The organism is Natrinema pellirubrum DSM 15624 (assembly GCF_000230735.2).
Lineage (GTDB): Archaea > Halobacteriota > Halobacteria > Halobacteriales > Natrialbaceae > Natrinema > Natrinema pellirubrum.
Genome location: NC_019962.1, coordinates 3,731,508 through 3,752,742, shown reverse-complemented (window position 1 = coordinate 3,752,742; position 21,235 = coordinate 3,731,508). Strand labels below are relative to the sequence as shown.

General features: G+C 67.0%; 22 protein-coding genes. 9 read left to right on the top strand and 13 right to left on the bottom strand.

Going from position 1 to position 21,235, the window contains the following annotated elements; translation table 11 throughout:
- Positions 1-2: 2 nt before the first annotated feature.
- The 4 genes from NATPE_RS18165 to NATPE_RS18150 all read right to left on the bottom strand — a co-directional run bounded on the left by NATPE_RS18165 (position 3) and on the right by NATPE_RS18150 (position 4,800).
- Positions 3-1,376, bottom strand: a complete 1,374-nt coding sequence (locus tag NATPE_RS18165; protein ID WP_006183058.1) for an oxidoreductase — start codon at positions 1,374-1,376, stop codon at positions 3-5.
- Between the two features lie 53 nt (positions 1,377-1,429).
- A complete protein-coding gene (gene cgi121, locus NATPE_RS18160; RefSeq protein WP_006183057.1) occupies positions 1,430-1,930 on the bottom strand; it encodes a KEOPS complex subunit Cgi121 in 501 nt (166 codons plus the stop codon).
- Entirely contained in the window at positions 1,930-4,302 is a 2,373-nt protein-coding gene (locus NATPE_RS18155; RefSeq protein WP_006183056.1) for an ATP-dependent DNA helicase, read from the bottom strand. The genes cgi121 and NATPE_RS18155 overlap by 1 nt, the downstream gene beginning before the upstream one ends.
- A gap of 69 nt (positions 4,303-4,371) precedes the next feature.
- The gene (locus NATPE_RS18150; RefSeq protein ID WP_006183055.1) at positions 4,372-4,800 is read right to left on the bottom strand and encodes a DUF6069 family protein; all 429 of its coding nucleotides are present in this window, start codon (positions 4,798-4,800) and stop codon (positions 4,372-4,374) included.
- A gap of 296 nt (positions 4,801-5,096) precedes the next feature.
- Between NATPE_RS18150 and NATPE_RS18145 the strand changes: the two genes are divergently transcribed.
- On the top strand, positions 5,097-5,561 hold the full coding sequence (locus tag NATPE_RS18145; RefSeq protein WP_244880097.1) for a universal stress protein: 465 nt from the start codon (positions 5,097-5,099) through the stop codon (positions 5,559-5,561).
- Positions 5,562-5,598: 37 nt separating this feature from the next.
- Here the strand turns inward: NATPE_RS18145 and NATPE_RS18140 are convergent, their stop codons facing one another.
- Positions 5,599-6,807: an inorganic phosphate transporter gene (locus tag NATPE_RS18140; protein WP_006183053.1), complete on the bottom strand. Its 1,209-nt coding sequence runs from the start codon at positions 6,805-6,807 to the stop codon at positions 5,599-5,601.
- Between the two features lie 79 nt (positions 6,808-6,886).
- Positions 6,887-7,729: a class I SAM-dependent methyltransferase gene (locus NATPE_RS18135; protein ID WP_006183052.1), complete on the bottom strand. Its 843-nt coding sequence runs from the start codon at positions 7,727-7,729 to the stop codon at positions 6,887-6,889.
- Between the two features lie 114 nt (positions 7,730-7,843).
- On the opposite strand from NATPE_RS18135, the gene NATPE_RS18130 reads away from it, so the two are divergent.
- The gene (locus NATPE_RS18130) at positions 7,844-8,089 is read left to right on the top strand and encodes a ferredoxin (RefSeq protein WP_006183051.1); all 246 of its coding nucleotides are present in this window, start codon (positions 7,844-7,846) and stop codon (positions 8,087-8,089) included.
- A gap of 111 nt (positions 8,090-8,200) precedes the next feature.
- On the opposite strand, the gene mdh is transcribed toward NATPE_RS18130, so the two are convergent.
- The gene (gene mdh, locus NATPE_RS18125) at positions 8,201-9,115 is read right to left on the bottom strand and encodes a malate dehydrogenase (RefSeq protein WP_015299276.1); all 915 of its coding nucleotides are present in this window, start codon (positions 9,113-9,115) and stop codon (positions 8,201-8,203) included.
- 169 nt (positions 9,116-9,284) lie between these two features.
- On the opposite strand from mdh, the gene NATPE_RS18120 reads away from it, so the two are divergent.
- The 3 genes from NATPE_RS18120 (at position 9,285) to NATPE_RS18110 (ending at position 11,623) form a co-directional block, all read left to right on the top strand.
- Positions 9,285-9,743: a TIGR00725 family protein gene (locus tag NATPE_RS18120; protein WP_015299275.1), complete on the top strand. Its 459-nt coding sequence runs from the start codon at positions 9,285-9,287 to the stop codon at positions 9,741-9,743.
- 60 nt (positions 9,744-9,803) lie between these two features.
- Positions 9,804-10,523, top strand: a complete 720-nt coding sequence (locus NATPE_RS18115; protein ID WP_015299274.1) for an Sjogren's syndrome/scleroderma autoantigen 1 family protein — start codon at positions 9,804-9,806, stop codon at positions 10,521-10,523.
- A gap of 242 nt (positions 10,524-10,765) precedes the next feature.
- The gene (locus tag NATPE_RS18110) at positions 10,766-11,623 is read left to right on the top strand and encodes a phosphatase PAP2 family protein (protein ID WP_006183047.1); all 858 of its coding nucleotides are present in this window, start codon (positions 10,766-10,768) and stop codon (positions 11,621-11,623) included.
- 1 nt (position 11,624) lies between these two features.
- Here NATPE_RS18110 and NATPE_RS18105 read toward each other — a convergent pair whose 3' ends face one another.
- Complete coding sequence (locus tag NATPE_RS18105; RefSeq protein WP_006183046.1) at positions 11,625-14,066, bottom strand: DEAD/DEAH box helicase; 2,442 nt, start codon at positions 14,064-14,066, stop codon at positions 11,625-11,627.
- 127 nt (positions 14,067-14,193) lie between these two features.
- Between NATPE_RS18105 and NATPE_RS18100 the strand changes: the two genes are divergently transcribed.
- A complete protein-coding gene (locus tag NATPE_RS18100; RefSeq protein WP_006183045.1) occupies positions 14,194-14,694 on the top strand; it encodes a TspO/MBR family protein in 501 nt (166 codons plus the stop codon).
- 23 nt (positions 14,695-14,717) lie between these two features.
- Here NATPE_RS18100 and NATPE_RS18095 read toward each other — a convergent pair whose 3' ends face one another.
- The 4 genes from NATPE_RS18095 to NATPE_RS18080 form a co-directional block, all read right to left on the bottom strand.
- A complete protein-coding gene (locus NATPE_RS18095; RefSeq protein ID WP_006183044.1) occupies positions 14,718-15,938 on the bottom strand; it encodes an MFS transporter in 1,221 nt (406 codons plus the stop codon).
- A 99-nt stretch (positions 15,939-16,037) separates the two neighbouring features.
- On the bottom strand, positions 16,038-16,622 hold the full coding sequence (locus NATPE_RS18090) for a diacylglycerol/polyprenol kinase family protein (RefSeq protein ID WP_006183043.1): 585 nt from the start codon (positions 16,620-16,622) through the stop codon (positions 16,038-16,040).
- A 195-nt stretch (positions 16,623-16,817) separates the two neighbouring features.
- Positions 16,818-18,587, bottom strand: coding sequence for a glycine--tRNA ligase (gene glyS, locus NATPE_RS18085; RefSeq protein ID WP_006183042.1), 1,770 nt, complete (start codon positions 18,585-18,587; stop codon positions 16,818-16,820).
- Positions 18,580-19,431, bottom strand: a complete 852-nt coding sequence (locus NATPE_RS18080) for a CBS domain-containing protein (RefSeq protein ID WP_006183041.1) — start codon at positions 19,429-19,431, stop codon at positions 18,580-18,582. The genes glyS and NATPE_RS18080 overlap by 8 nt, the downstream gene beginning before the upstream one ends.
- Positions 19,432-19,560: 129 nt before the next feature.
- On the opposite strand from NATPE_RS18080, the gene NATPE_RS22835 reads away from it, so the two are divergent.
- Complete coding sequence (locus NATPE_RS22835) at positions 19,561-19,722, top strand: DUF7556 family protein (protein WP_015299272.1); 162 nt, start codon at positions 19,561-19,563, stop codon at positions 19,720-19,722.
- A 178-nt stretch (positions 19,723-19,900) separates the two neighbouring features.
- Positions 19,901-20,422 (top strand): hypothetical protein, encoded by a 522-nt coding sequence (locus NATPE_RS18075; RefSeq protein WP_006183039.1) that lies wholly within the window; start codon positions 19,901-19,903, stop codon positions 20,420-20,422.
- Between the two features lie 131 nt (positions 20,423-20,553).
- On the opposite strand, the gene NATPE_RS22830 is transcribed toward NATPE_RS18075, so the two are convergent.
- A complete protein-coding gene (locus NATPE_RS22830; RefSeq protein ID WP_015299271.1) occupies positions 20,554-20,709 on the bottom strand; it encodes a hypothetical protein in 156 nt (51 codons plus the stop codon).
- 246 nt (positions 20,710-20,955) lie between these two features.
- Here NATPE_RS22830 and NATPE_RS22430 point away from each other — a divergent pair, with 246 nt between their 5' ends.
- On the top strand, positions 20,956-21,225 hold the full coding sequence (locus NATPE_RS22430; RefSeq protein ID WP_015299270.1) for a hypothetical protein: 270 nt from the start codon (positions 20,956-20,958) through the stop codon (positions 21,223-21,225).
- Positions 21,226-21,235: the final 10 nt, after the last annotated feature.

The following is a 21,235-nucleotide window of genomic DNA, read 5'->3' as shown; positions in this document are numbered from 1 at the left end:
CGCTACGACCGGTCGTAGGCACCGTTTCGCTCGAGTTCGCCCCGTTTTCGCACCACTGTGGGCGTCCGGCAGACCCCCGGCGCGCCGGTCGCTTGTGGTACCGTACAGTTGTTGCAGCTCTCACAGAGGACACGTACGGAGTCGTCGCCCCCGGTGGCGGACCCGTTACTGCCGGCCTCGAGCAGCCGTGCGCCAAGTCGCGGCTCGGCGTAGAACGGCCGTGCCATGCCGACCATGTCACAGGCCGGGTCGGCGTCGGTTCCGTGATCCCCGCTCGAGTCGCCCAGCAACCGATCCATCTGCGCTCGCTCGCGAATCCCACCCTCCGCCAGCACCGGGATCGACACCTGCTCGCGAACCCGGCGACAGAACGTCTCGTTCCACGCGGGTTCGAAGCCGTACTGCAACGATTGGAGTCGGTTCGCCAGCGCGACGAGTCGCTTTCGTGCTGCGCCGCCGAACGCCGCGTCGTACTCCGCCTGCAGCCCCTCGTTCGACCACGCGCGGTCGGGATATTCCCCGCGGACGATGCTCATGTCCCAGACGACCGACGTCTGCACCGGCACGACCGCGTCGTAGCCGATCTTCTCGAGCCGGCGGGCGATCTCGACGCCGTCCCGGAGCGAGAGCTTCCGGCGGACGACCGGCGCGGGCGGGGCGGGCGTTTCAGCCGGCACCTTCGTCAGCAGCGGCACGTCGCCGGCCCGCTCGCGGATCTCGTCGTGGACGACCGCGAGGAACTCGAGTCGCGCTTCGGGCGAGCCGCCGAACTCGTCGTCTCGGCGGTTGTAGAAGGGCGAGCAGAACTGCTGGACGATCCCCATGTTCGCGCCGGCGAGGTGGACGGCGTCGTAGCCGGCGTCGACGGCACGGGCCGCCGCCCGGCCGAAATCCGCCGCGAGGTCGTACACTTCTTCGGTCGTGAGGACGTGCGGGTCGTACGAGAGAAACCCCAGCTGATCGAGGGTTCGCAACTGCCACGGGGGTCGCGAGACGGCGAGTTGCTCGAGAGCGGGATGCTCGTCGCGGTATTCGGCGTGCCAGGTCTCCATGCTCCGGAGGCCGCCGTGTTCGAGCTGGATGGCGATCCGGCTCCCGTGGTCGTGGATGCGGTCGGTCAGCCGCGACAGTCGCGAGACGAACTCGGGGTCGTGGACGCGGGTCATCCCCGGCGCGGCACAGCCGCCCTCGCCGCGGACGATCGTCGCGCCCTGACAGACGAGTCCGGCCCCCGACTCGGCCGCGGGCTCGAGGTCCGCGATCAACGCGTCGACTGCGTCGGGACCGTTGCCCGCACACTCGAGCAGCGGCGCGCGGTAGAGCCGGTTCGGGATCGTGAGGCCGCCGATCTCGACGGGATCCTCGAGGGTGGCCATGGCCAGTTTTCGAGACGATCGCACAAGAGCGTGCTGTCGATTCTCGACTCGATCTATTTCTCGACTTCGAGCAGCGCGACCCGCTCGCGGACCAGCGCCGCCAGCCCCGCGTCGGTCGCCGCCCGCTCGGCGTCGGGAATCCCGAAGAAGTCACACAGCGTTTCGTCGTCCCGCGAATCGAGCGTCTCGGTCCGCCCGCGGAACGCGGTCAGGTCCTCGACCGCCTCGAGCGCGGCGCGTTCGTCCCCGTCGCCGTCGACGAGTACGACGGCCGGGGTCTCGCCCTCGTCGACGCCCATCTCGAGGGCCCGGTCGATCTGTCGGCGGCCCGCGGCGTACAGCAGGATCTCGACGGCGCGGTCCCGGGCGACGTTCTCGCCGCGGTCGATGGCCCGATCGGCCAGTTCGACGGCCCGCTCGAGGTGGGCGCGATCGGCGACGTAGCGCGCGTCGAAGGCCTGTACCGTCACGTCGTGGCGATCGCCGATTTCGCCCAGCGTCGCCACGAACGCGTCCAGATCGTCGATCGCGAGGGAACACTCGAGTAGCTCCATCAGAAATCACCCAGGCTCGCTTGACTGTCGTCTGGCTCCGCCTCCGTCGCTTCCGCGGTGCCGTCGTCCGTTCCGTCGCTTCCGGTCGTCCCGTCCGCGGCGTCGCTCGCGCTCGGCTCGATGCCGTCCATCGAGGGGTCCTCGCGGCCGGCGTTCTCGAGGATGTTCTCGGCGGTCTTTTTCCCCTTCAACGCCCCGAGGACGACGCTCTTGTCGGCAGTCCGGAGGTCCGCGGGCTCCTCGATCCCCGCGTCGTGGAGCCGTCGGGCGCGCTTGCGACCCACGCCACCGACCGAGACGAGTTCGAGCAACTCCTCCCCGACGCCGTGTTCGACGCGGGCGCGGGCCTCCCGGACCGCGACGGTCCACTCGCTGTCGATCTCGGCGGCCAGCGATTCGGCCGCGCCCAGCAGCCACTCGGCGGTGTCGACCTTCCCGCGCAGGTCGCCGGGGCCGATCTGGTACCGGTCCGTGATCCGTTCCTCGTCGGTCTCGTCGGCCCAGTCCTCGAGCAGTTTGCCGGTCTTGAGCGCGGCCAGCCAATCCTCGAAGCGTTCCTCCTCGAACTCGCTCGGGGCGGCACCCAGCAGTTCGGCCTCGCGCTCGTAGAACAGCTCGCCGTACTGCTCGTCGTCACCCGAGCGCAGGTAGAGTTCGTACATGTCCGGCGTCCTCGAGACGAGTTGGTAGAGCCCCAGCGCTGTCGGTCGCTCGTCGGCGTCCTCGAGCCCGTGGACGATCTCGGCGGCGCTCATCGGATCCAGATAGAGCCTCGAGACGGTGTGACCGAGGCTGGTCGCCTCGAGGTCCTCGTCGCGGCCGCCGCCCTCGAGGGCGGCCGCGGTGGTGAACGCGCCGTGGTCGTCGCGCTCTCGCGGTGAATCGCTCGAGGAGTCCGAGGCGCTACGCGCCTCGCGCTCGATGAAGTCGTTCGACTCGAGGTACTCCAAGACGGTATCGGTGACCGTCTCGAGCCGGCCGGCTTCGCTCGACTGGCTGGCATAGAGGGTGGCCTCGAGGAACTCGAGCAGCCCCTCGCGGGTGCGGGCGAAGCCGGAGGCGATGGTCGCGAGGACGTGGGTCCGCAGCGCAGGCTCGGCCGCCAGCTTCGACCGGACGGGCTCGGGATCGGCCCAGATATAGCGGTCGAACAGCTCCTGGCTCTCGTCGTGGCTCTTCGCGAGCAACACGGCCTCGCCGTAGGGGTCGAGGCCGGGTCTGCCCGCCCGGCCCATCATCTGGTGGACCTCGAGGACGTCGAGCGGAGCCATCCCGCCCGCACTGGGATCGAAGCGCCGCCAGTCGCGGACGATCACGCGGCGGGCCGGCGTGTTGACGCCGGCGGCCAGCGTCGGCGTCGCCGAGATCACCTTCAGGAGCCGGTCGCGAAAGGCCTCCTCGACGATCGAGCGCTGGGTACTCGAGAGGCCGGCGTGGTGGAAGGCCGCGCCCCGTTCGACGCAGTCGGCCAAGTCCGTGCTCGTCTCGGTGTCGCTGTCGTCGCGGATCTCATCGGCTAGATCGGCGAGTTCGGCCCGTTCGTCGCCGGTCAACTCCGGTTTCACGACCCCGCCCAGCCGGCCCGCGGCGGCCTCGGCGTTCCGGCGGGAGTTGACGAACACGAGCGACGAGCCGCCCTCCCGGACGATGTCGCGGACGAGCGCGGCCTCCTGCTTTTCGCTGCCCTGGATCGGCACCTCTCGAGTCGAGCCGTCGTCGAAGTTCAGGGCGTTGCCGTAGTGGACGCCCATCCGCAGGTCGATCGGCCGCCAGTCGGTGTCGATCAGGGCTGCGTCGAGCCAGTCGGCGATCTCGTCGGCGTTGCCGACCGTCGCCGACAGTGCGACCTGTTGCATCCCCGGGTTGAGCTTTCGGAGTTTGGCGAGGGTGACCTCGAGGGTCGGCCCCCGGTTGCGGTCGTCGATCAGGTGGACCTCGTCGCTGACGACGCAGGTCAGCTCCGAGAGCCAGTCCGCGCCGTTGCGCACGAGCGAGTCGACCTTCTCGCTGGTGGCGACGACGATATCCTTCGTCGCGAGCCAGTCGCTGGTACTCTCGTAGTTGCCCGTCGTAACCCCGACCGTGACGCCGAACTCCTCGTAGGCCTCGAACGCTTCCTTTTTCTCGCTGGCGAGCGCCCGCAGGGGGACGATATAGAGCGCTTTTCCGCCGCGTTCGATCGACGACAGCATCGAGAGCGCGGCGATCATCGTCTTCCCGCTGGCAGTCGGGACGGCGGCCACGAGGTTCTCCCCGTCGGTCGCCCCGGCCTCGACGGCCTCGGCCTGGGGCGGGTAGAGTTCCTCGATGCCCTCGCGCCGGAAGTGGTCGACGGCACCGGCCGGGAGCCCCGACAGCTCCTCGATATTCATTACCCGCCCTTGGCCCCTTTCGCGGTTTAAACTATCGTCTTCTGGACTCCGCGGACCGGGACCGCCGTCTCATCGTCCGTTCCGGCGGTCGGTCAGTACCCACACACAAACGACTGCCGTCGTGACGTGCATCAGACCGAGAACCGCGCCAGCGAAGAGACTGCCACCGGGCTGATCGGGGATGACGACGAAATCGGGAAGCACGGAGAGACCGAGGACAATCGCCGCGACGATCGCGAACGCCCGGTCCTGATCGGCAACGGTTCGCGCGAGAATCCCGTACGTGACGGTTGCACCGACGACTCCGATGGTCGTAAAGAACGACACCGGTTCGTAATTTAGTGCCTCCAGTTCGGGCGCGATGCCGCCGGCGTTCGCCATGAATACGATGAGCCAGTTGATGACCAACGACACGACGAGCGCGACCGCTCCCGACCGTACGAGGTCGCTTCGGGAGAGGGGCCGGGCCGATTCCGACACCCCCGCTTCGGAGTCCATGATCTGGGTTCTACTCCAACTGGTGAAAATCATTTGCCACGATTCCGATTCATATTCGAATCGGCGACTGATGTTCCGACTGATACGGTCTGCTGTCACCGCGTCCCGACGTACCCGCGTCGCGGGTCGCAGGCGCGCTGGACACGACTGACAGCGGTTCGTCTGCGGGACGCTGGTCTGCGTCTCGAGCGGCTCCGATCGGTCGTCGCTTGCTCCTCGAACAGCAGTCGGTGCCGGTCGAACCGGGGTGACCGAGATGCCCGGCGCTGCGAGACCGGATCGACGGCGATAGACCGATGGGACTGGCTCCCGAAGCGCCACGCATGGCCGACTCCGATCCCGACCGCGTCCTCGTCCCCACGCTCGGTCGCCCCCGCGAGGACGAGGCGCTTGCCTACGCTCTCGAGACGTTCCCCGACGCCGAGGTCACGCTGCTCGCCGTTGTCACCCCGCTCGATGCCCCCCTCAGCGAGGGCGGCGTCCTCGAGCGCGATGACGAGCGGACGGCGGCCGCCCGGGAGAGCGCGACCGCGTTGCTCGAGTCGGTCGCCGACAGCCGGCCGGAGCGGGTCCGGATCGAGACGGCCGAGGGCCGACCCGGAACGGTCGTCCCGCGCTACGCGTCCGACGAGGGAATCGACCACGTCGTGCTGTACGGCTCGGAGACCGGTTCGACGGGCTTTTTCAGGCGGTTCCTGGGTCGCGGGATCGCCGCCACGGTCGTCGAACGCACTGCGGAGCCGGTGACGGTGCTGGAGTGACCGCCCGGGGTCGCTCTCGAGCCGCCGCGGATACTCATTATCCGCCGATCATCGCCGCGAACAGCCGGTACAGCCCGTAGCTGACGACGACGGAACTCGAGAGCGTGATCAGCCAGAAGGTGATCGTGACGGCGATCTTCCGTCGGGAGACGCCGGCCGAGCCGCCGGCCAGCCCGCCGCCGATGACCCCCGAGAGGACGATGTTGTTCAACGAGATCGGGATGCCAAGCGCGATGGCGAGTTGGGCGATGATAAAGCCGGGTACCAACGCAGCGATCGACCGTCGCACGCCCAGCTGGGCGTACTCCCGAGAAGTCGCCTGCAACAGTCGCGGTGCGCCCATCCACGCGCCGGCGAGGATGCCCGTCGCACCGATCGCCAGCAGGAGAATCCCCGGCAGCCCGAGTTCGACTCGGAAGAGGTTCTCGAGCGGCCCGGTCGCGAGCCCGACCTGCGAGCCGCCCGACGAGAAGGCGACGATGCCGCCCAGCACGAGCAGGAACGAGCGGATGCCGTCCTCGACGGAGACGCGGACGCGATCGCGGACCAGAAAGAACGCGAGGAGACCGGCGCCGACCGTCACGAGGGCGGTGCCGAGGTCGATCCCGGCGACAAGCGTGGGACCGCCGCCGATCAGTCGGGAAACGAAGCCGGCCAGCGTGCCCTGATCGGCGGTCGGATCGGGAATCACCCCGAGCCGGACGTTGGCGACGATCGCGCCGACGACGCCGGCCAGCAGCGGCACGCCCACGGTCTCGGGGACGTCGTCGCGTCGTAGAATCGTCGCCGTCGCGTAGGCCAGCCCGCCGGACATGACCGGAACCAGTGCCCAGAAGATCCCGAGTCGGCGGTAGGTCGCTATCGCGGGATCGCCACCGAGCGAGAGGCCGACGCCGATCATCGCGCCCGTGGTCGCGAACGCCGCGGGGATCGGGTACCGGGTGTAGATGCCGATCGCCATAAAGCCCGCCGCGGTCAGCAGCCCCGCGGTGGCCGCAAGCGGCGTGATCGTCACGCCGTCGATCAGGTCCGCGCCGACGGTCTCGGAGATACTGCCGCCTTGCATGAGCGCCCCTGCGGCCGCGAGCAGGCCGATGACGAACGCCGCCTGCATCGTCGAGATGGCGTTCGCGCCGATCGCCGGGGCAAAGGGCGGCGAGTTGCTGTTGGCCCCCAGTACCCACGCCATGAACAGGCAGGTGGTGACGGACGCGACGACGAGAACTGCGAAGGAGAACGCGACCATTTCGTCTCGTATCCTGTCGTTGTACGACCCGGTGCAAAAGCGTTGGCTCGGTAGTCGTGTCGCGGACCCCGGGCCGTCGCTATTTCGTTGGGCCGTCGCGGTTCCCCTTTCGTAACTCGAGGCTGTAATGACCGTCCTCGTCAGTCCGAGAGACGCGGGCCGTCGTCCACGGCGTTCCGACCGTCGCCTCGCGAAGCCGTCCGGGCGAACACAGCAGGAACTGCAGGGTAGGTCCGACCTCGCGTCGCTGCTCGCCGTTTGTCTCGCGAACGAACTCGAGGTGGAAACAGCGATGGGCGATGCCCTCGCGGGGATCCGACCGGTAGCCGAGGAAGTCGTCGTCCAGTCGCGCCGGGTCGTAGTTGTCCACGACGGCCACGCCGGCGTCGTCGGTCACGCGGGCGAACTCGCGGAGCAGGTCGCGGATTCCGGCCAGCGACCGCCCGAGGCCGATCTGCGTCCCGACGGCGTGGACCGCGCCTACCGCGCCGGTCGCGACTGGCAGGTCGAACATGTCGCCAGCCAGAACGCCCCCGACGCCGCGCTCCGCGGCGTCGCCGCTTCGCCTCGCGGTACTGCGGACCTCGCACCGCTCGCGGGCCGTTCGCACGGCGGTCGGACTCACGTCGACGCCGATGGCCTCGACACCGCGCTCGTCCCACCACAGGAGGTGTTTGCCCGCGCCACAGCCCACGTCGAGGATCGGTTCACGCTCGGCGACTCGATCGAGAACCGTGACCGTCGCCGGTGCCCACGACTCCGGGCTCGAGAAGTAGAACTCGGCGACGTTGCCATCCCGTACGTCCGTCCCGTCGCGGTAGACGAGTTGTCCCGGCTCGTCGCGGTGGTGTGCGAGCATCGCCAGTCCGAGCGGGTCGGCCGCGGCCGTCGATTCGGACGGCCCGGATCGGTCCGCAGTCATGCTCGGAGTGACGACCCGCCGAGTAATAAAATCATACTGACAGGTGGTCTCTGGTATCACGACCCATGGGCAGGGACCGCTACCGATTTACGCCGATCGATCCAACGGCATCGCATGAAGGTCGAATTCGACGAGGACGTCTGTATCGGGATGTTCCAGTGTGTCGCCGAATGGGACGCCTTCGAGGAGGACAAATCGAAGGGGAAGGCGATCCTCGCGGACAGCGAGGAAGTCGAGGAGGGGGTCTTCGTCCGCGAAGTACCCGACGACGCGGAACTGGACGCGAAGTTCGCCGCCCGCTCCTGTCCGGTCGACGCGATCACGATTTACGACGACGACGGCGAGCAGGTGATCTCGTAGCGAGCAAGCACGGGGTCTGTCTGTCGACGGTCAGCACGTTCGGTCCGTCGAGACACACTGCTGACGGCGGGAACGAAACTGTGCGAAAACGGACCGCAAGCGAGGACCGCGTTAGCTGATCTTGTCGTACTGTTCCGAGAGCTTCTCGGCGGCCTCGCCGAGCTGGTTGCGCTCGTACTCGGTCAGGTCCCACTCGACGATCTCCTCGACGCCGTCCGAGCCCAGCTTGACGGGGACGCCGAAAGCGGCGTCCTCGTGGCCGTACTCGCCCTCGAGCCTGACGCTCGCGGGCAGCACTTCGCCCGTATCTCGGAGGATGGCCTCGACCATGTGGCCGACGCCGGTGGCCGGCCCCCACTCGGTCGCGCCTTTCTTCTCGATGACGTTCATCGCCGAGGTCTGGAGTTCCTCTAAGAGTTCCTCCTTCTCGTCCTCGTCGAACGCGACGTCTCGCCCGTCGACCCGCACTTTGGAGAAGACGGGGACCTGGGCGTCGCCGTGTTCGCCGAGGATGGTCGCGTCGACGTTCTGGACGGGAACGTCGAAGCGCTCGGAGATCACGTAGCGAAAGCGGGCGGAGTCGAGCCGGCCGCCGAAGCCGATCACCTTCTCGCGGGCGCGCTCGCCCGTCTCGTAGAGGTGTCGGTTCAGCAGGTCGACCGGGTTCGACGTGGTGACGGTGACGAAGTCGTCGTTGTGTTCGGCGATCGAGGAGCCGATGTCCTCCATGATCGGCGCGTTGTCGCCGGCCAGATCGATCCGGGTCTGTCCCGGCTGGCGCGGAATGCCGGCCGTGATGACGACGACGTCCGAGCCGGCGGTGTCCGCGTAGTCGCCCTGTCGGATCGTCGTGTTCGAGTCGTAGGCCACGCCGTGGTTCGTGTCGGCGGCCTGCCCGATCGTGTCGTCTTCCTTGTCCGGAATGTCCACGAAGACGATCTCGTCCGCGACCTCCCGAAGCGCGATGTTGTAGCCCGCAGCGGCCCCGACGGTTCCGGCCGCGCCGACCACGCTAACTTTCGTCATACCGCGTAATGCTTCCCCATCACACACGTTAAATCCGTCGAAACCTCCCACTTCTAACGGATTGTCCGATACGTATTTCGTCGATCGTCGTACCGGGTCCTCGGCCCGTCGATCGGGCGGCCGACTCGAGACCGAACCGATCATGGTGGCCGCTCGCGCCCACTCACGTATGCGCGTCAGCGTCATCGGCGGCGGGACGATCACGGACGAACAGGCGGCCCGCGCCGAGCGGGTGGGACGCGAACTCGCCGCACGCGGCCACACGGTCGTCTGTGGCGGTCGCGGCGGAACGATGGCGGCGGTCTGTCGCGGCGCGAAAGCCGAGGGTGGGACCACGATCGGGATCCTCCCTGGCGAGCGCCGTGACGCCGCCAACGACGACGTCGATCTCCCGATCGTGACCGGGCTGGGCCACGCCCGAAACGCGCTCGTCCCGCTGAACGGCGACGCGGTGATCGCGCTGGCCGGCGGCGTCGGTACCCTCTCGGAGATCGGTTTCGCCGGCATCTACGACCGGCCCGTCGTCGGTCTCGAGACCCACGACGTCGACGCGGTCGGGCTCGACCTCGAGACCGTCGACACCCCCGCCGCGGCCGTCGACGCCGTCGAAGCGGCCCTCGAGTCCTGATCGCCGGCTCGAGCCGTCGCTGTCGCAGGTTTTTCGACGCCCCGTCACTTCTAGACGGATATGAGCGACTTCGATAAGGAAGCCGAGCGCGAGAAACTCCGCGAGAAGTACGAACAGGACCAGAAAGAGCGCGAGGCGACCCAGCGGATGAGCGACCTGCTGCTCAAGGGCGCGACGATGACCAACGCCCACTGTGGGACCTGTGGCGATCCGCTGTTCCAGCAGAACGGCACCACGTTCTGTCCCAGCTGTCACGGCAATCCGGATGCCGTCGAGGGGACCGACCTCGAGGCTCAGCCAGCCGAGGGAGCTGCCCCCAAGGGAAGCGACGACGGGCGGGCCGAATCGGCGTCGACCGATACTGCCGCACCGGGCGCTGCTGGGACTGAATCCGCGACGGGCGACGGTGCGGCCCCGACCGACCAGCGACGCGACGACCGAACCCCGACCACCGACGACGCGACTCCCCCGAGCGCCGCCGACCGAACGCGGTCGACCCCGACCGAACCCGAGCGCCAGCCACCGACGGCCGACGCCGCCGGCCGCGACGCCTCGCGTTCGCCGACCGACGACCGCTCGAGCGACCCCGGCCCGTCGCGACGCACTCCCGCGGCGACCCCGTCGTCGGTCGACGGCGACCTCGAGGCGGCCCGTGACGCGCTCGTTCGGTCGCTCGAGCGGTTCGCCGAGGAGGCGGCCGCAACCGACGACCCGCGGTACGCGCGGGACTGTCTCGCGGCGGCACGTGAGGCCGGTGAGGCGCTGTCGACGCTTCGGTGACGGTTCGACACACTTGTCGTCTTTTCTGCCATGGCCTCGCCGATCGGTTTCCATCGTCGTCCCGACTCGGGGCGATCGACGTACCAGTAGATATATATTTAGTATAGATGTATGATATCGTGAGTTTACAGCTGATGAATAGATCGACCGGCGCACGTGTCACGGCTGGTCGGTACCGCCCTCCCCGGGCGACCGACGCGTCGCCCGTCCCCCGCTCTACGACCCCCTGATATATCCCACCCATGGCACTCGGATTCGTCGTACTGCTTACGGTACTCGTCGTTTGCATCGGACTCGTCGCGACCTGCGCGGTGTGTCTCGATCGAACCATGCTCGGCCGGGCGTTGGCCGACTACGATCGTCGATTCGTCGAGATCGTCCCGTATCTCGGCGTTACGGCGCTGTTCTTCCTGGGGAAACGCGCGACACACGGCTATAGCCTCCGTATCTCGGAGGCACTCGATTGGGACCTTACCGCCGAAATCTACGCTGCCGAAGGGGAGTTCGTCGCGTGGCTCCAGGGGATCACGCCCGAGGCCACGCTCGAGTTCTTCTCGGCGATGTACATGTTCGGGTTCCCCTACCTGCTGGTGACCGCGCCGATCCTGTATTTCCTGCTGTCCTCCCAGCGGTATTTCAAGGAACTCCTCGTCTCGTACCTGCTGAACTATCTCGTCGGATCGCTCTTTTACACGCTGTTTATCGTCTACGGGCCGCGAAACCATCTCTCGGCCGTCGACGGGCTCATGTACTCCTTTTACCCACAGACACAGGAGATGACCGCGGCCGTGTCGGCGAACACGAACGTCTTCCCGTCGCTGCATACGTCACTGTCCGTCGTCGTCGTGTTGCTCGCGTGGCGCTCCCGGCGGGAATATCCGCGGTGGTTCCCGATCGCGTCGTTCGTCGGCGCGTGCGTCGTCTTCTCGACGATGTATCTGGGCATCCACTGGCTGATCGACGTCGCGGCGGGCGTCGTCCTCGGCGTCGGGGCCGTCGTCGCCGCCGACCGAATCGTCGCCCGAGCGGAGGGCGACGCCGGTCCGGTTCCCGCGCCCGACGAGCGCGAGGACGGCATCGCGTCCGACCCCAGCGACTGATCTACCCCGTGTAGTCGCTCCCAACGACCTCTCGAATTCGCTCGGCAGTCACCTGCCCGACGCCGTCGGCGTCCTGTAACTCGTCTTCGGTCGCGATCATCACGCCCTCGACGGTCCCGAACTCCTCGAGCAGCGAGCGCGCCGTCACGGGGCCGATCTCGGCGATCGAGGCGACGACGTACTCCTGCTGTTCGGACAGCGTTTTGGACTGTTTCTCGCCGTGGACTGACACCTCCCGGTCCGATACTTCTTGTTCGCGGCCGGCGATCACGTCGAGCAGTTCCGTCGTTTCGTCCTCGCCGCCGGTCCGCAGGACGCTCGCGCCGAAGTCGACTGCCAGACTCGAGAGCGCCCCCCGGATGGCGTTGGGGTTGACGTTGCGCTGTTCGTACAGCCCCTCGCCCTCGACGATCACGATCGGCCGGGAGTAATGGCGCGCCATCGCCCCGACCTGCTCGAAGACCGAGCGGTCACCGCCGACCAGCGAGTCGACGAAGTCCGCGACCGACTTGCGCTCGACGACGACGCGATCCGACAGGACGTAGTCGCCAACGTCGAGGGTCTCGAGTTGGACCTCGATCTCCTCGCGTCGTGAGAGGTCCCGCGCGATGTTGGCATCCATCTCGCGCTGGTCGGCGACGATCTCGACTGCCTCGCCCTCGGCGTGGGGCTCGTGGGTCTCGACCTCGTCGTCGGCCGGGTCATCATCGCTCGAGCCGGCGGCGTCGGCGGCGAAGTCCTGCAGTCCGGGCCGGTCCGTGACCCCCTCGCTTCCGTTGGAAGAATCGCCGACTACGTCGGGATCGCCGCCGTCGTCGTTCACTTTCGCCGTACGCTCCCCGTCGCCGAAGTCGGCAAGCGACTGCTGGGAGTCGTCGAGTTCCTCGGCCAACTCGTCGGCCATCCCCTTGAGGTCGCGCAGTTCCGATTCCATCTCCTTCTCGCGCCGCCGGGAAATCCAGAAATAGGCCTCGTCGCGGGTGTCCTCGGCCATGAGGACGACGACCCGCCCCTCCGACTGGCGGCCGGTTCGGCCCTTCCGCTGGATCGACCGGATCGCCGTCGGCACGGGCTCGTAGAAGAGGACGAGATCGACCTCGGGGACGTCTAACCCCTCCTCGGCGACCGACGTCGAGACCAGCACCTCGAACTCCCCGGCGCGGAACTCGTCGAGGACGTCCTGTTGCTCCGTCTGGGTCATCCCGTCGGAGCCCTCGCGGTCGCCCTGTCCGACGAACCGCTTGGCGTCGAAACTGTCCGAGAGGAAGTCGGTCAACGCCTCGGCCGTGTCCCGCGATTCGGTGAAGACGATGACGCGCTCGCCGCCCTCGAGCCCGAGCGTCTCGGCGAGCAACATTCGCGTCTTGCGGTATTTCGGGTGGATCTCGTCGAAACTCTCGGCCTTGCGCATCGCCTCGCGGACCCGCGGATCCGAGACCATCCGCTGGCTGGCCTTCGAGGCCCCCGACGAGCGGGCCTGGTTGCGCTGGCGGTCGAAGTACCGCCGGACCGCCTCGACGCTTTGGGTTTCGACTAAGGTGACGGCCTGTCGGAGCTTCATCACCTCCGCGTGGATCGACATCCCCTCGAACCCCTCCGACTGGTCGTTGTTGATCAGTTCCTGGAGTTCGGCCCGCATCCGGTTGAGGTCCTTCTGGGACTGGTCGGGCTGAGTCGAGGACGCCACACCGAGTTCTTTCAACTTCTCGAGGCGTTCTGTAATCACCTCGTTCAACGCGTCCCGGATCTCGAGGACGGCCTCGGGGAGGTCGATCCGCTCCCACTCGACGTCGGTCTCGTGGGTGAACTCGTCGACGTCGGCGTCCTCCTCGGTCATCACCTCGACCTCGTCGATGCCGAGGTTCTCACAGACCTCGAGGATGGCCTCCTCGTCGCCGCCGGGGGAGGCGCTCATCCCCGTCACGAGCGGCCGTTTCGCGTCGGCATGATAGCGCTCGGCGATGTAGTTGTAGGCGTAGTCGCCGGTCGCGCGATGGCACTCGTCGAAGGTGACGTGGGTCACGTCGGCAAGCGAGATCCGACTCCCGACGAGGTCGTTCTCGATCACCTGTGGCGTGGCCATCACGATCGTCGCCGACTCCCACATCTCGGCGCGGTCGTCCGGACTCACGTCGCCGGTGAAGACGACGATCTCCTCGTCGGGTATCTGTAGGGCCTCCCGGTAGAAATCGGCGTGTTGCTGGACGAGCGGTTTCGTCGGCGCGAGCATCAGTGACTTCCCGCCGACCTCCTCGAGTCTGCGCGCCGTCACCAGCAGGCTCACCGTCGTCTTCCCAAGCCCCGTGGGGAGACAGACCAGCGTGTGGTGGTTCGCGGCCGTCCCCGCGAGTTTCAGCTGGTAGAGTCGGCGCTCCAAGAAGTCGGGCTCGAGGAGCGGATGGTCGATCGATGCCGGCTCCCCGTCCTCGTCCGTCGCTGCCATTACCCGTCGTTCACCCCGGCTGCGAATAAGGGTTCCCGTACCGCGGTGAAAGTGGTCTCGAGAGCATGGACCGGCCCGCGTCGGGCCGGAGTCATCGATATAAATCCGCGGGGGACGTACGGGGCGTATGGAATCGCTAGCGATCGGCCGCCGCCTTCCGGACGGCAGTTCGATCCTCACCGCGATCGGCTTCGTCCTGCTGGTCAACATCGTCGGCGCGGCCCCGAGTGCCGTCGCCTCGCCCGACACGCCGTGGTTTCGCGCCCTCGAGAAGCCGTGGTTCTATCCGCCGACGATCGCGTTCCCGGTCGTCTGGACGCTCCTCTTTGTTCTCCTTGGCATCGCGCTGTGGCTCGTCTGGCGCAGCGACGCCGACGGCCGACGCCTCGCGCTCGGCGCGTTCGCCGCCCAGATGGCGTTCAACGTCGCCTGGACGCCCGCCTTTTTCGCGCTCGAGGCCCCGCTGGTCGCCCTGGGGATCATCGTCGCCCTCTGGGCGCTCGTGGTCGGGACGATCCTCGCCTTCTGCCGGGTCGACCGCCGTGCCGCGGCGCTGCTGGTGCCGTATCTCGCGTGGGTGACGTTCGCGACGGTCCTCAATCTCGAGATCTGGCGTCTGAACGCCTGAAACCGTTCTACTGTTGGCGGGGTTCACTGCTCCGACAGCGAGGGCAGCCACCACGTCAGCCCGACTGCGACGGCAACCAGCCCGGCCAGCGCGAGGTACGCCTCGTCGAAGTAGCCCCGGTCAGCGAACGCGCCGAACGCGACCGGGCTCACCGCGCCGATGGTCATGTAGACGGTCCGTAAGAATCCGAGGCCGGTCCCCTGCATGTCCGACGGGAACGCCGAGGTCATGTACGGCAGGGTGATCGTCCCGTAGCCCAGAATGCTCGAGAGGAAGACCGTCCCGACGACGAGCGGCCAAAAGCCCTCGAGAAACGGGAGCGCGACCAGCGAGACCACGACGACACCCAGGACCGGCGGCAGCGATGTCCGGATGCCGAACCGGTCGTAGAGCCGGCCGGTCAGGGGCTGGACCACGATTCCGGCCGCGAAGAAGGCGCTGAAGAGCCCGGTCGCGACGCTCTCCGAGAACCCCTTGATCTCGATCAGATAGGTAGGGTAAAACCCCGTAAAGGCCTGCCAGACGCAGTAGGTCAGGATCTGGATCGCGGTCACGGTGACGATCTCGGGTCGGCGCAGCTCCGAGAGGACGTATCGGACCGTCTCGAGCGAGACGCTGTCGACGGCGCTGTCCGCACCGGAGGTGTGGGCCGGTACGACCAGCCGGAGGCCGACGGCGACGAGCGCGAAGGCGGGTACGACGAGACCGAAGCCGTACTGCCAGGCGAAGGCCGAGGCGATCCCGCCGGCGGCAAGCGGCAGGAGGGTGTTGCCGGCCTGGCCGGCCGCCATCGTGACGCCGATCGCCGTGCCGTCGTTGTCGGGGTAGACGTCCGACAGCGTCGTGAAGCGGGCGACGCCGTACAGTGCGGTCCCGAAGCCGAAGGCCCCGGTCGCGAGGTAGACGACCGGCGCGGAGCCGGCGACAGCGACGACGCCGAGGGTCACGGCCGAGACGAGCGTACTCGCCACGAGGACGTTCCCCTCGCCGAACCGGTCGGCGAGCAGTCCGCCGGGAAGTTGGCCCAGTGCGTAACAGAGCCAGAGAGCGGTCAGCAGAAAGCCGGCCGTCGTCAGATCGAGGCCGTAGGCCCGCCGGAGATAGGGCAGCAAGACGGGGTAGGCGAGTCGAACGCCGATCGAGAGGAACCAGCCGGCGGCGACGGCGACCAGAATCTCGCCGCGGCCGTCCGTCAGGAACGACCCCACGTTCGACAGCTTCGTCCGCGCGCGTGACAGCGACACTGTTGCCCCTCTTTCGCTGTCGATCGTCTTGAGGGATCCAGAACGGTGTGCGTTTGCCGGTATCGGAACCACGGCCCTGCGGCGCTTCTCTCGAGGCCGCTACAGGGGCGCGAACTCGAGGGCCGCCCACGCGAGACAGGCCGCGTAGATCGGGATCGTCAGGTTGTCGTCGACGATGTAGGTCCGGACCTCGAGGGTGACGCCGTCGGCCAGTGTCGCGCCCACCGCGGCGATCAGCGCCGCGGTGATCGGGAGGAACGGGATCGCGATGAGCGTCGAGACGAGAAACATCGTCCCGAGTACCTTCGGCGGCTTGACCCGCTGGAGGGTGTTGTCCGAGACCGCGCCGCTGATCGGGTCCCCCAGCGCGAGCATCAACATCGCCGGCAGCGCGATATCGGGCTCGAAAACGACCACGACCGCCGCCATACTGATCAGATAGAGCGCGTAGGCGGCGGGGTTGTCCTGTTCGTACTCGCGGGTGAGGACGTCATAGAGCCGCCAGTCGAGTCCCACTCGAAGCCGAAGGAACTCGAGGACGAGTGCGCCGGTCGCCAGCACGACCATGAGGAGCCGGAAGCCGGTCCAGGTCAGCCCGGCATCGAGGGCGTCGGCCAGCAGCCAGAGGGCGACCAGTCCCGAACCGCTGGCGTGAACCAGGCGGCGCTTCAGTTCGTCGGCCATCACGTCGTGCCTCGGGAGAGGTGACCTTCAGTCCGTCGGTTAGTTCTCCGGACCCCTATATAGTATATAAAGGCTCGCGGAACGGACCCCGTCTCGAACCGAGGGCCGGGTCCGTGAGGATGACTCGGCGGGTGCCGTCGATCGCCGTCAGCGGTTCCCGCGGACGACCGCTAGTCCGCGGGTGCGTTCTCCGTTTTACAACTCGTCGAACGCGAGGTCGCCCTCACGAACCGCCGCCAGCGTCTCGGCGAGATCATCGACCGGGAGTCGCTTCTGCTCGGTCGTGTCGCGTTCGCGGACGGTAACGGTCGTCTCCTCGTCCTCAACGGTCTCGAAGTCGACGGTCACACAGAACGGCGTGCCGACCTCGTCCTGCCGGCGGTAGCGACGGCCGATGTTCCCCGAGTCGTCGTACGTGACCGAGAGGCCGGCCGCGCGAAGGTCCTCAACGATTTCGTTCGCTTGTGCCTCGAGCGCGTCGTCGCTTTGCAGCGGGAAGACCCCGACGAAGGTGGGTGCGACTTCGGGCTCGAGGTCGAGATACGTTCGTTCCTCGCCGTCGACCTCGTCCTCGCGGTAGGCGTGGTGGAGGACGGTGTAGACGAGCCGGTCGACGCCGAAGGACGGCTCGATCACGTGCGGGACGATGTGTTCGCCGGCCTCAGTCTGTTCCTCGACCGCGAAGCCGGTCTTTTCGACGGGGATCTCGTGGGTCTCGCCCTCGAGGTCGATCTCGACGCTGTCGCCGTCGAAGGCCGAGCGGTCACGGGCGGCGAGGTCCTCGAGTTTTCCGACGACGGCCTGAGCGTCACCGCCGAACTCCGGGCCGAGATAGCTCATGTCGGGGTCGACGGTGGCGCGCTCGACCGTCTTGGGCTCGTCGTACTGCTTGAAGATGGTAAAGCGGTCGTCGGAGTACTCGTCGTGTTTCGAGAGGTCGTAGTCGCCGCGGTAGGCGAAGCCGGCCATCTCGATCCAGTTGCCGTCGACCTCGCTCTCGGCGTCCCAGCAGTCGCTGGCGTAGTGGGCCCGCTCGCCCGAGAGGTGCTGGCGGAACCGGAACCGGTCCATGTCGACGCCGACCGCCTCGTACCACGGCTTGGCGACCCCGAGGAAGTACGCGACCCACGGACTCGAGATGATCCCCTCCTCGACCGCAGTGCCGATCGTCGTCTCGATCTCCTCGCCGCCCTCCTCGTTCTGCTCGCTGGCCGGGTAGAGCGTGACCTCGACGTCGGCGACGCTCTCGAGGTCGGGCTCGTCGGTCTCGGGGTCGATGAAGTACTCGAGTTCGGCCTGTGTGAACTCCCGTGTCCGGATGATCGAGCGCCGGGGGCTGATCTCGTTGCGGTAGGCGCGGCCGATCTGGGTGACGCCGAACGGCAGTTGGTTGCGCGCGTACTCCTTCAGGCGGGGGAACTCGACGAAGATGCCCTGTGCGGTCTCGGGACGGAGGTAGCCGGGGTCGGAGTCGCCGGGACCGATGTTCGTCTCGAACATGAGGTTGAAGGTCTCGACGGCCTGGCCCGCGAGTCCCGCCCCGCAACTCGGGCAGACGAGTTCGTACTCGGCAATGACCTCCTCGACTTCCGGAATGGGGAGGCTCTCGGCGTCCTCGTACTCCGTGTTGTCCTCGACGACGTGGTCCGCGCGGTGGCTCTCGCCACACTCGGGACACTCGACGAGCATGTCGTCGAAGCCGTCCAGATGGCCGGAGGCCTCGAAGACGGGCTCGGGCATGATCGTCGGCGCGTCGATCTCCATGTTGCCCTCCGCGACGGCAAAGCGGTCGCGCCAGGCGTCCTCGACGTTGCCCTTCAGGGCCGCACCCTGCGGACCGAAGGTGTAGAAGCCGCCGACACCGCCGTAGGCGCCCGACGACTGGAAGAAATAGCCCCGCCGTTTGGCGAGTTCGACTAGTTTCTCGCTCGTTACCGCCGTCTCCGCAGTGTCGTCGTCACTCATAGAGTGCCTCCAACAGATCGATGTCGCGAGCGATACCGACGAGGTCCTCGCCCGTGACTATCGGGATCTGTTCGATATCGTTGCTGATCATCCGCTGTGCGGCCTCCTGGACCGACGTGTCCGCCGCGACCGTCACCACGTCATCGCTCATGAACTCCCGGATCGGGCCCGCGGGGATCTCGATGTCCCGCGTCGGGAGGTAGCGGCTCCCGACGGCCTTGATCCCCTCCCAGGACCAGTCGTCGTCCTGGTCGCCGAAGTTGTCGCCCGTCTCCTCTTCCCCCTCGACGATCCGGGCGACCTCGAGGATGTCGACCTCGGTCAGCACGCCGCTCATTCGACCCTCGTCGTCCAGCGCGACGGTGTAGGGGACGTTGGCGTAGGAGAGTTCCCGCTCGGCGACGGGCAGGGGGGTTCCCTCGTAGGTCGTGTTCACGTCCTGGCTGGCGTAGGCGTCGACGGTACCCTCGGTCGCCTGATCGCCGGCCGCGATCGCGTGGATCACGTCGGTCACGGTGACGATGCCCTCGAACTCGCCGTCGACGACCGGCACGCGGCGCGCGCCTTCCTCGACCATCGTCCGCGCGACGTCCGCGAGCCCGGTTTCGGCGGTCGTCGTCGGTACCTCCTCCATCAACATGACGAGCTGGTCCTCGTCGGGCTCCTCGATGAGTCGCTCTCGGGAGATCAGACCGCGGTACTCCGGCCCGTTGTCGGTCGGTTTGACGACCGGGACCGACGAGAACGATTGCTCTTGCAGGTACTCGAGGACGTCCGAGCGGGTCCCGGGCAGGTCGGCGGTAACCACGTCTTCACGGGGCGTCATCGCGTCGGCTACGTTCATATCCCGTCGGTACGGCGAAAATGAGTATAAACCCAGTGTTTCACGGACCGACGTTCGATCGGCAACCGGTCACTTGGCTGGACAGTCCGATTCGATGCGTTTATATGTGAGTGGTTGTCACTCACTCACATGGCGACGAACCCCCACGCCATGGCGTCCGACGACACGATCGTCGGTTCGATCGATTCGACGGCCACGAGCGATGAGTACGTCATCGCGGACATCTCGGCCGACGGTGCCTGGCTGTCCATGCGGGCCGATGACGCGCTTGCGCTTCCGGCCTGGCGATAACTGGGGGTGGGATGGGATCGATTGTCGCGTCCGGTCGCGACTGCGCTGTTTTCCGTTGTCCGCGTTCCGACGCGAGATGGCCCCGATCGGATGGCTGCCGCGATGTCGACGTTCTCGCCGTTTTCAGCACGTCTCGAGCGGCCGTACCGTTTAGTGGACTCGGGTAGTCGCTACGGCCATGAGACGCTCTCGGCCGCAACGTGACACGGAGTCCGACGCGAGCGACGGCGACGAGTTCGGCCTCGAGCGTGCGGGCGATCGTCCGTCGGTCGTCACGGCCCTCTCACGGTTCGTTCCGGCGGCACTCGCCCGCCGCGTGATCGCCGTCTCCGTCGCGACCGACCGCGAGGTCTACGCGCGTGACGACCCGGTCGAGATCACCGTCGACTTCGAAAACCGGCTCCCGGTCCCCGTCGAACTCCGGACGCCCCGCCAGCGCCGCTGGGGCTGGACGATCGACGGCCACCTCGAGGCCACCGACGAACGCCGGTATATACCGGACCGACCCGCTACGTTCGACTTCCGCGCCGGCGAACGAAAGCGCGCGTCGGTGACTTGGAACGGCCGCCTCGAGCGGACCGGCGGCGACCGCCACGAGTCGGTCGTCCCCGAGTCCGGCGAGTACGAGATCCGGGCGTTCGTCGCGACCGCTACGGGGACGACTCGGCCGGCCGACGCGACGACGATCACGATCAACTGACTGGCCGAGGCGTGGCTACGTGGGGAGGATAGCGATCGGAAAAACCGCGTGTCGTCCGTGACTCACCGGTATCGGTTCGGCCCCGTCGTCGGGGCGACTCGAGCGGTGCATGCTCAGTCAACTCCTTTGGCTTAGCCGGTGAGGAACCCGCCGGGCGAGACCTGCGTCGCCGGCCGGCCGTCGTCGCTCGTCTGGACGCCCGTGAACGAGGGCGAGTGGTCGATCGTTCGCTGTACCTTCGCGCCGGTTTTCGTGTGCGTTGCCAGGATGGCGAGCATCTTACTCATGTATGAGTAAATAGTGGCGGTCCACTCATAAGTGTTATTGCGATGATCGACCGTGTTGGATGATCCTCTCTCACACTATCAGTCCATGACTGTCACGGGAGCGAAACGCCGTCAACGAGTTCGAGGGGCCAGTCTATCGCGGCTATCAGACACGCAAACGCCGGTTCGCGTGATCAATGAGAACGATGGTTACGTTGCGAAAGATGACGGAAAATTATTCTTTGGCACAATCAAATCAATCATTTAATGGGACCTGTTGCTGTCCTCGGTCTGACGATCGTGTACGTATCGATACACGTGTTTCTGTCAATTCTCGTATTGAAAGATGCAGAGAAACGTGGAATCGAAAATTCGGTGACGTGGGCCACAATTGTTGTTGTCTTCTCTGGGGTTGGACTCGTTGCCTACCTCATCAGACGGACTATGCCCGAAAGTGAAGCCGAGGATCCTGAAGATGCGGAGTTTCTACTCCCCGAAACAGAGCATTCTGATGACTCATCTCCCGCAGACGAGTGACCGAGTTATT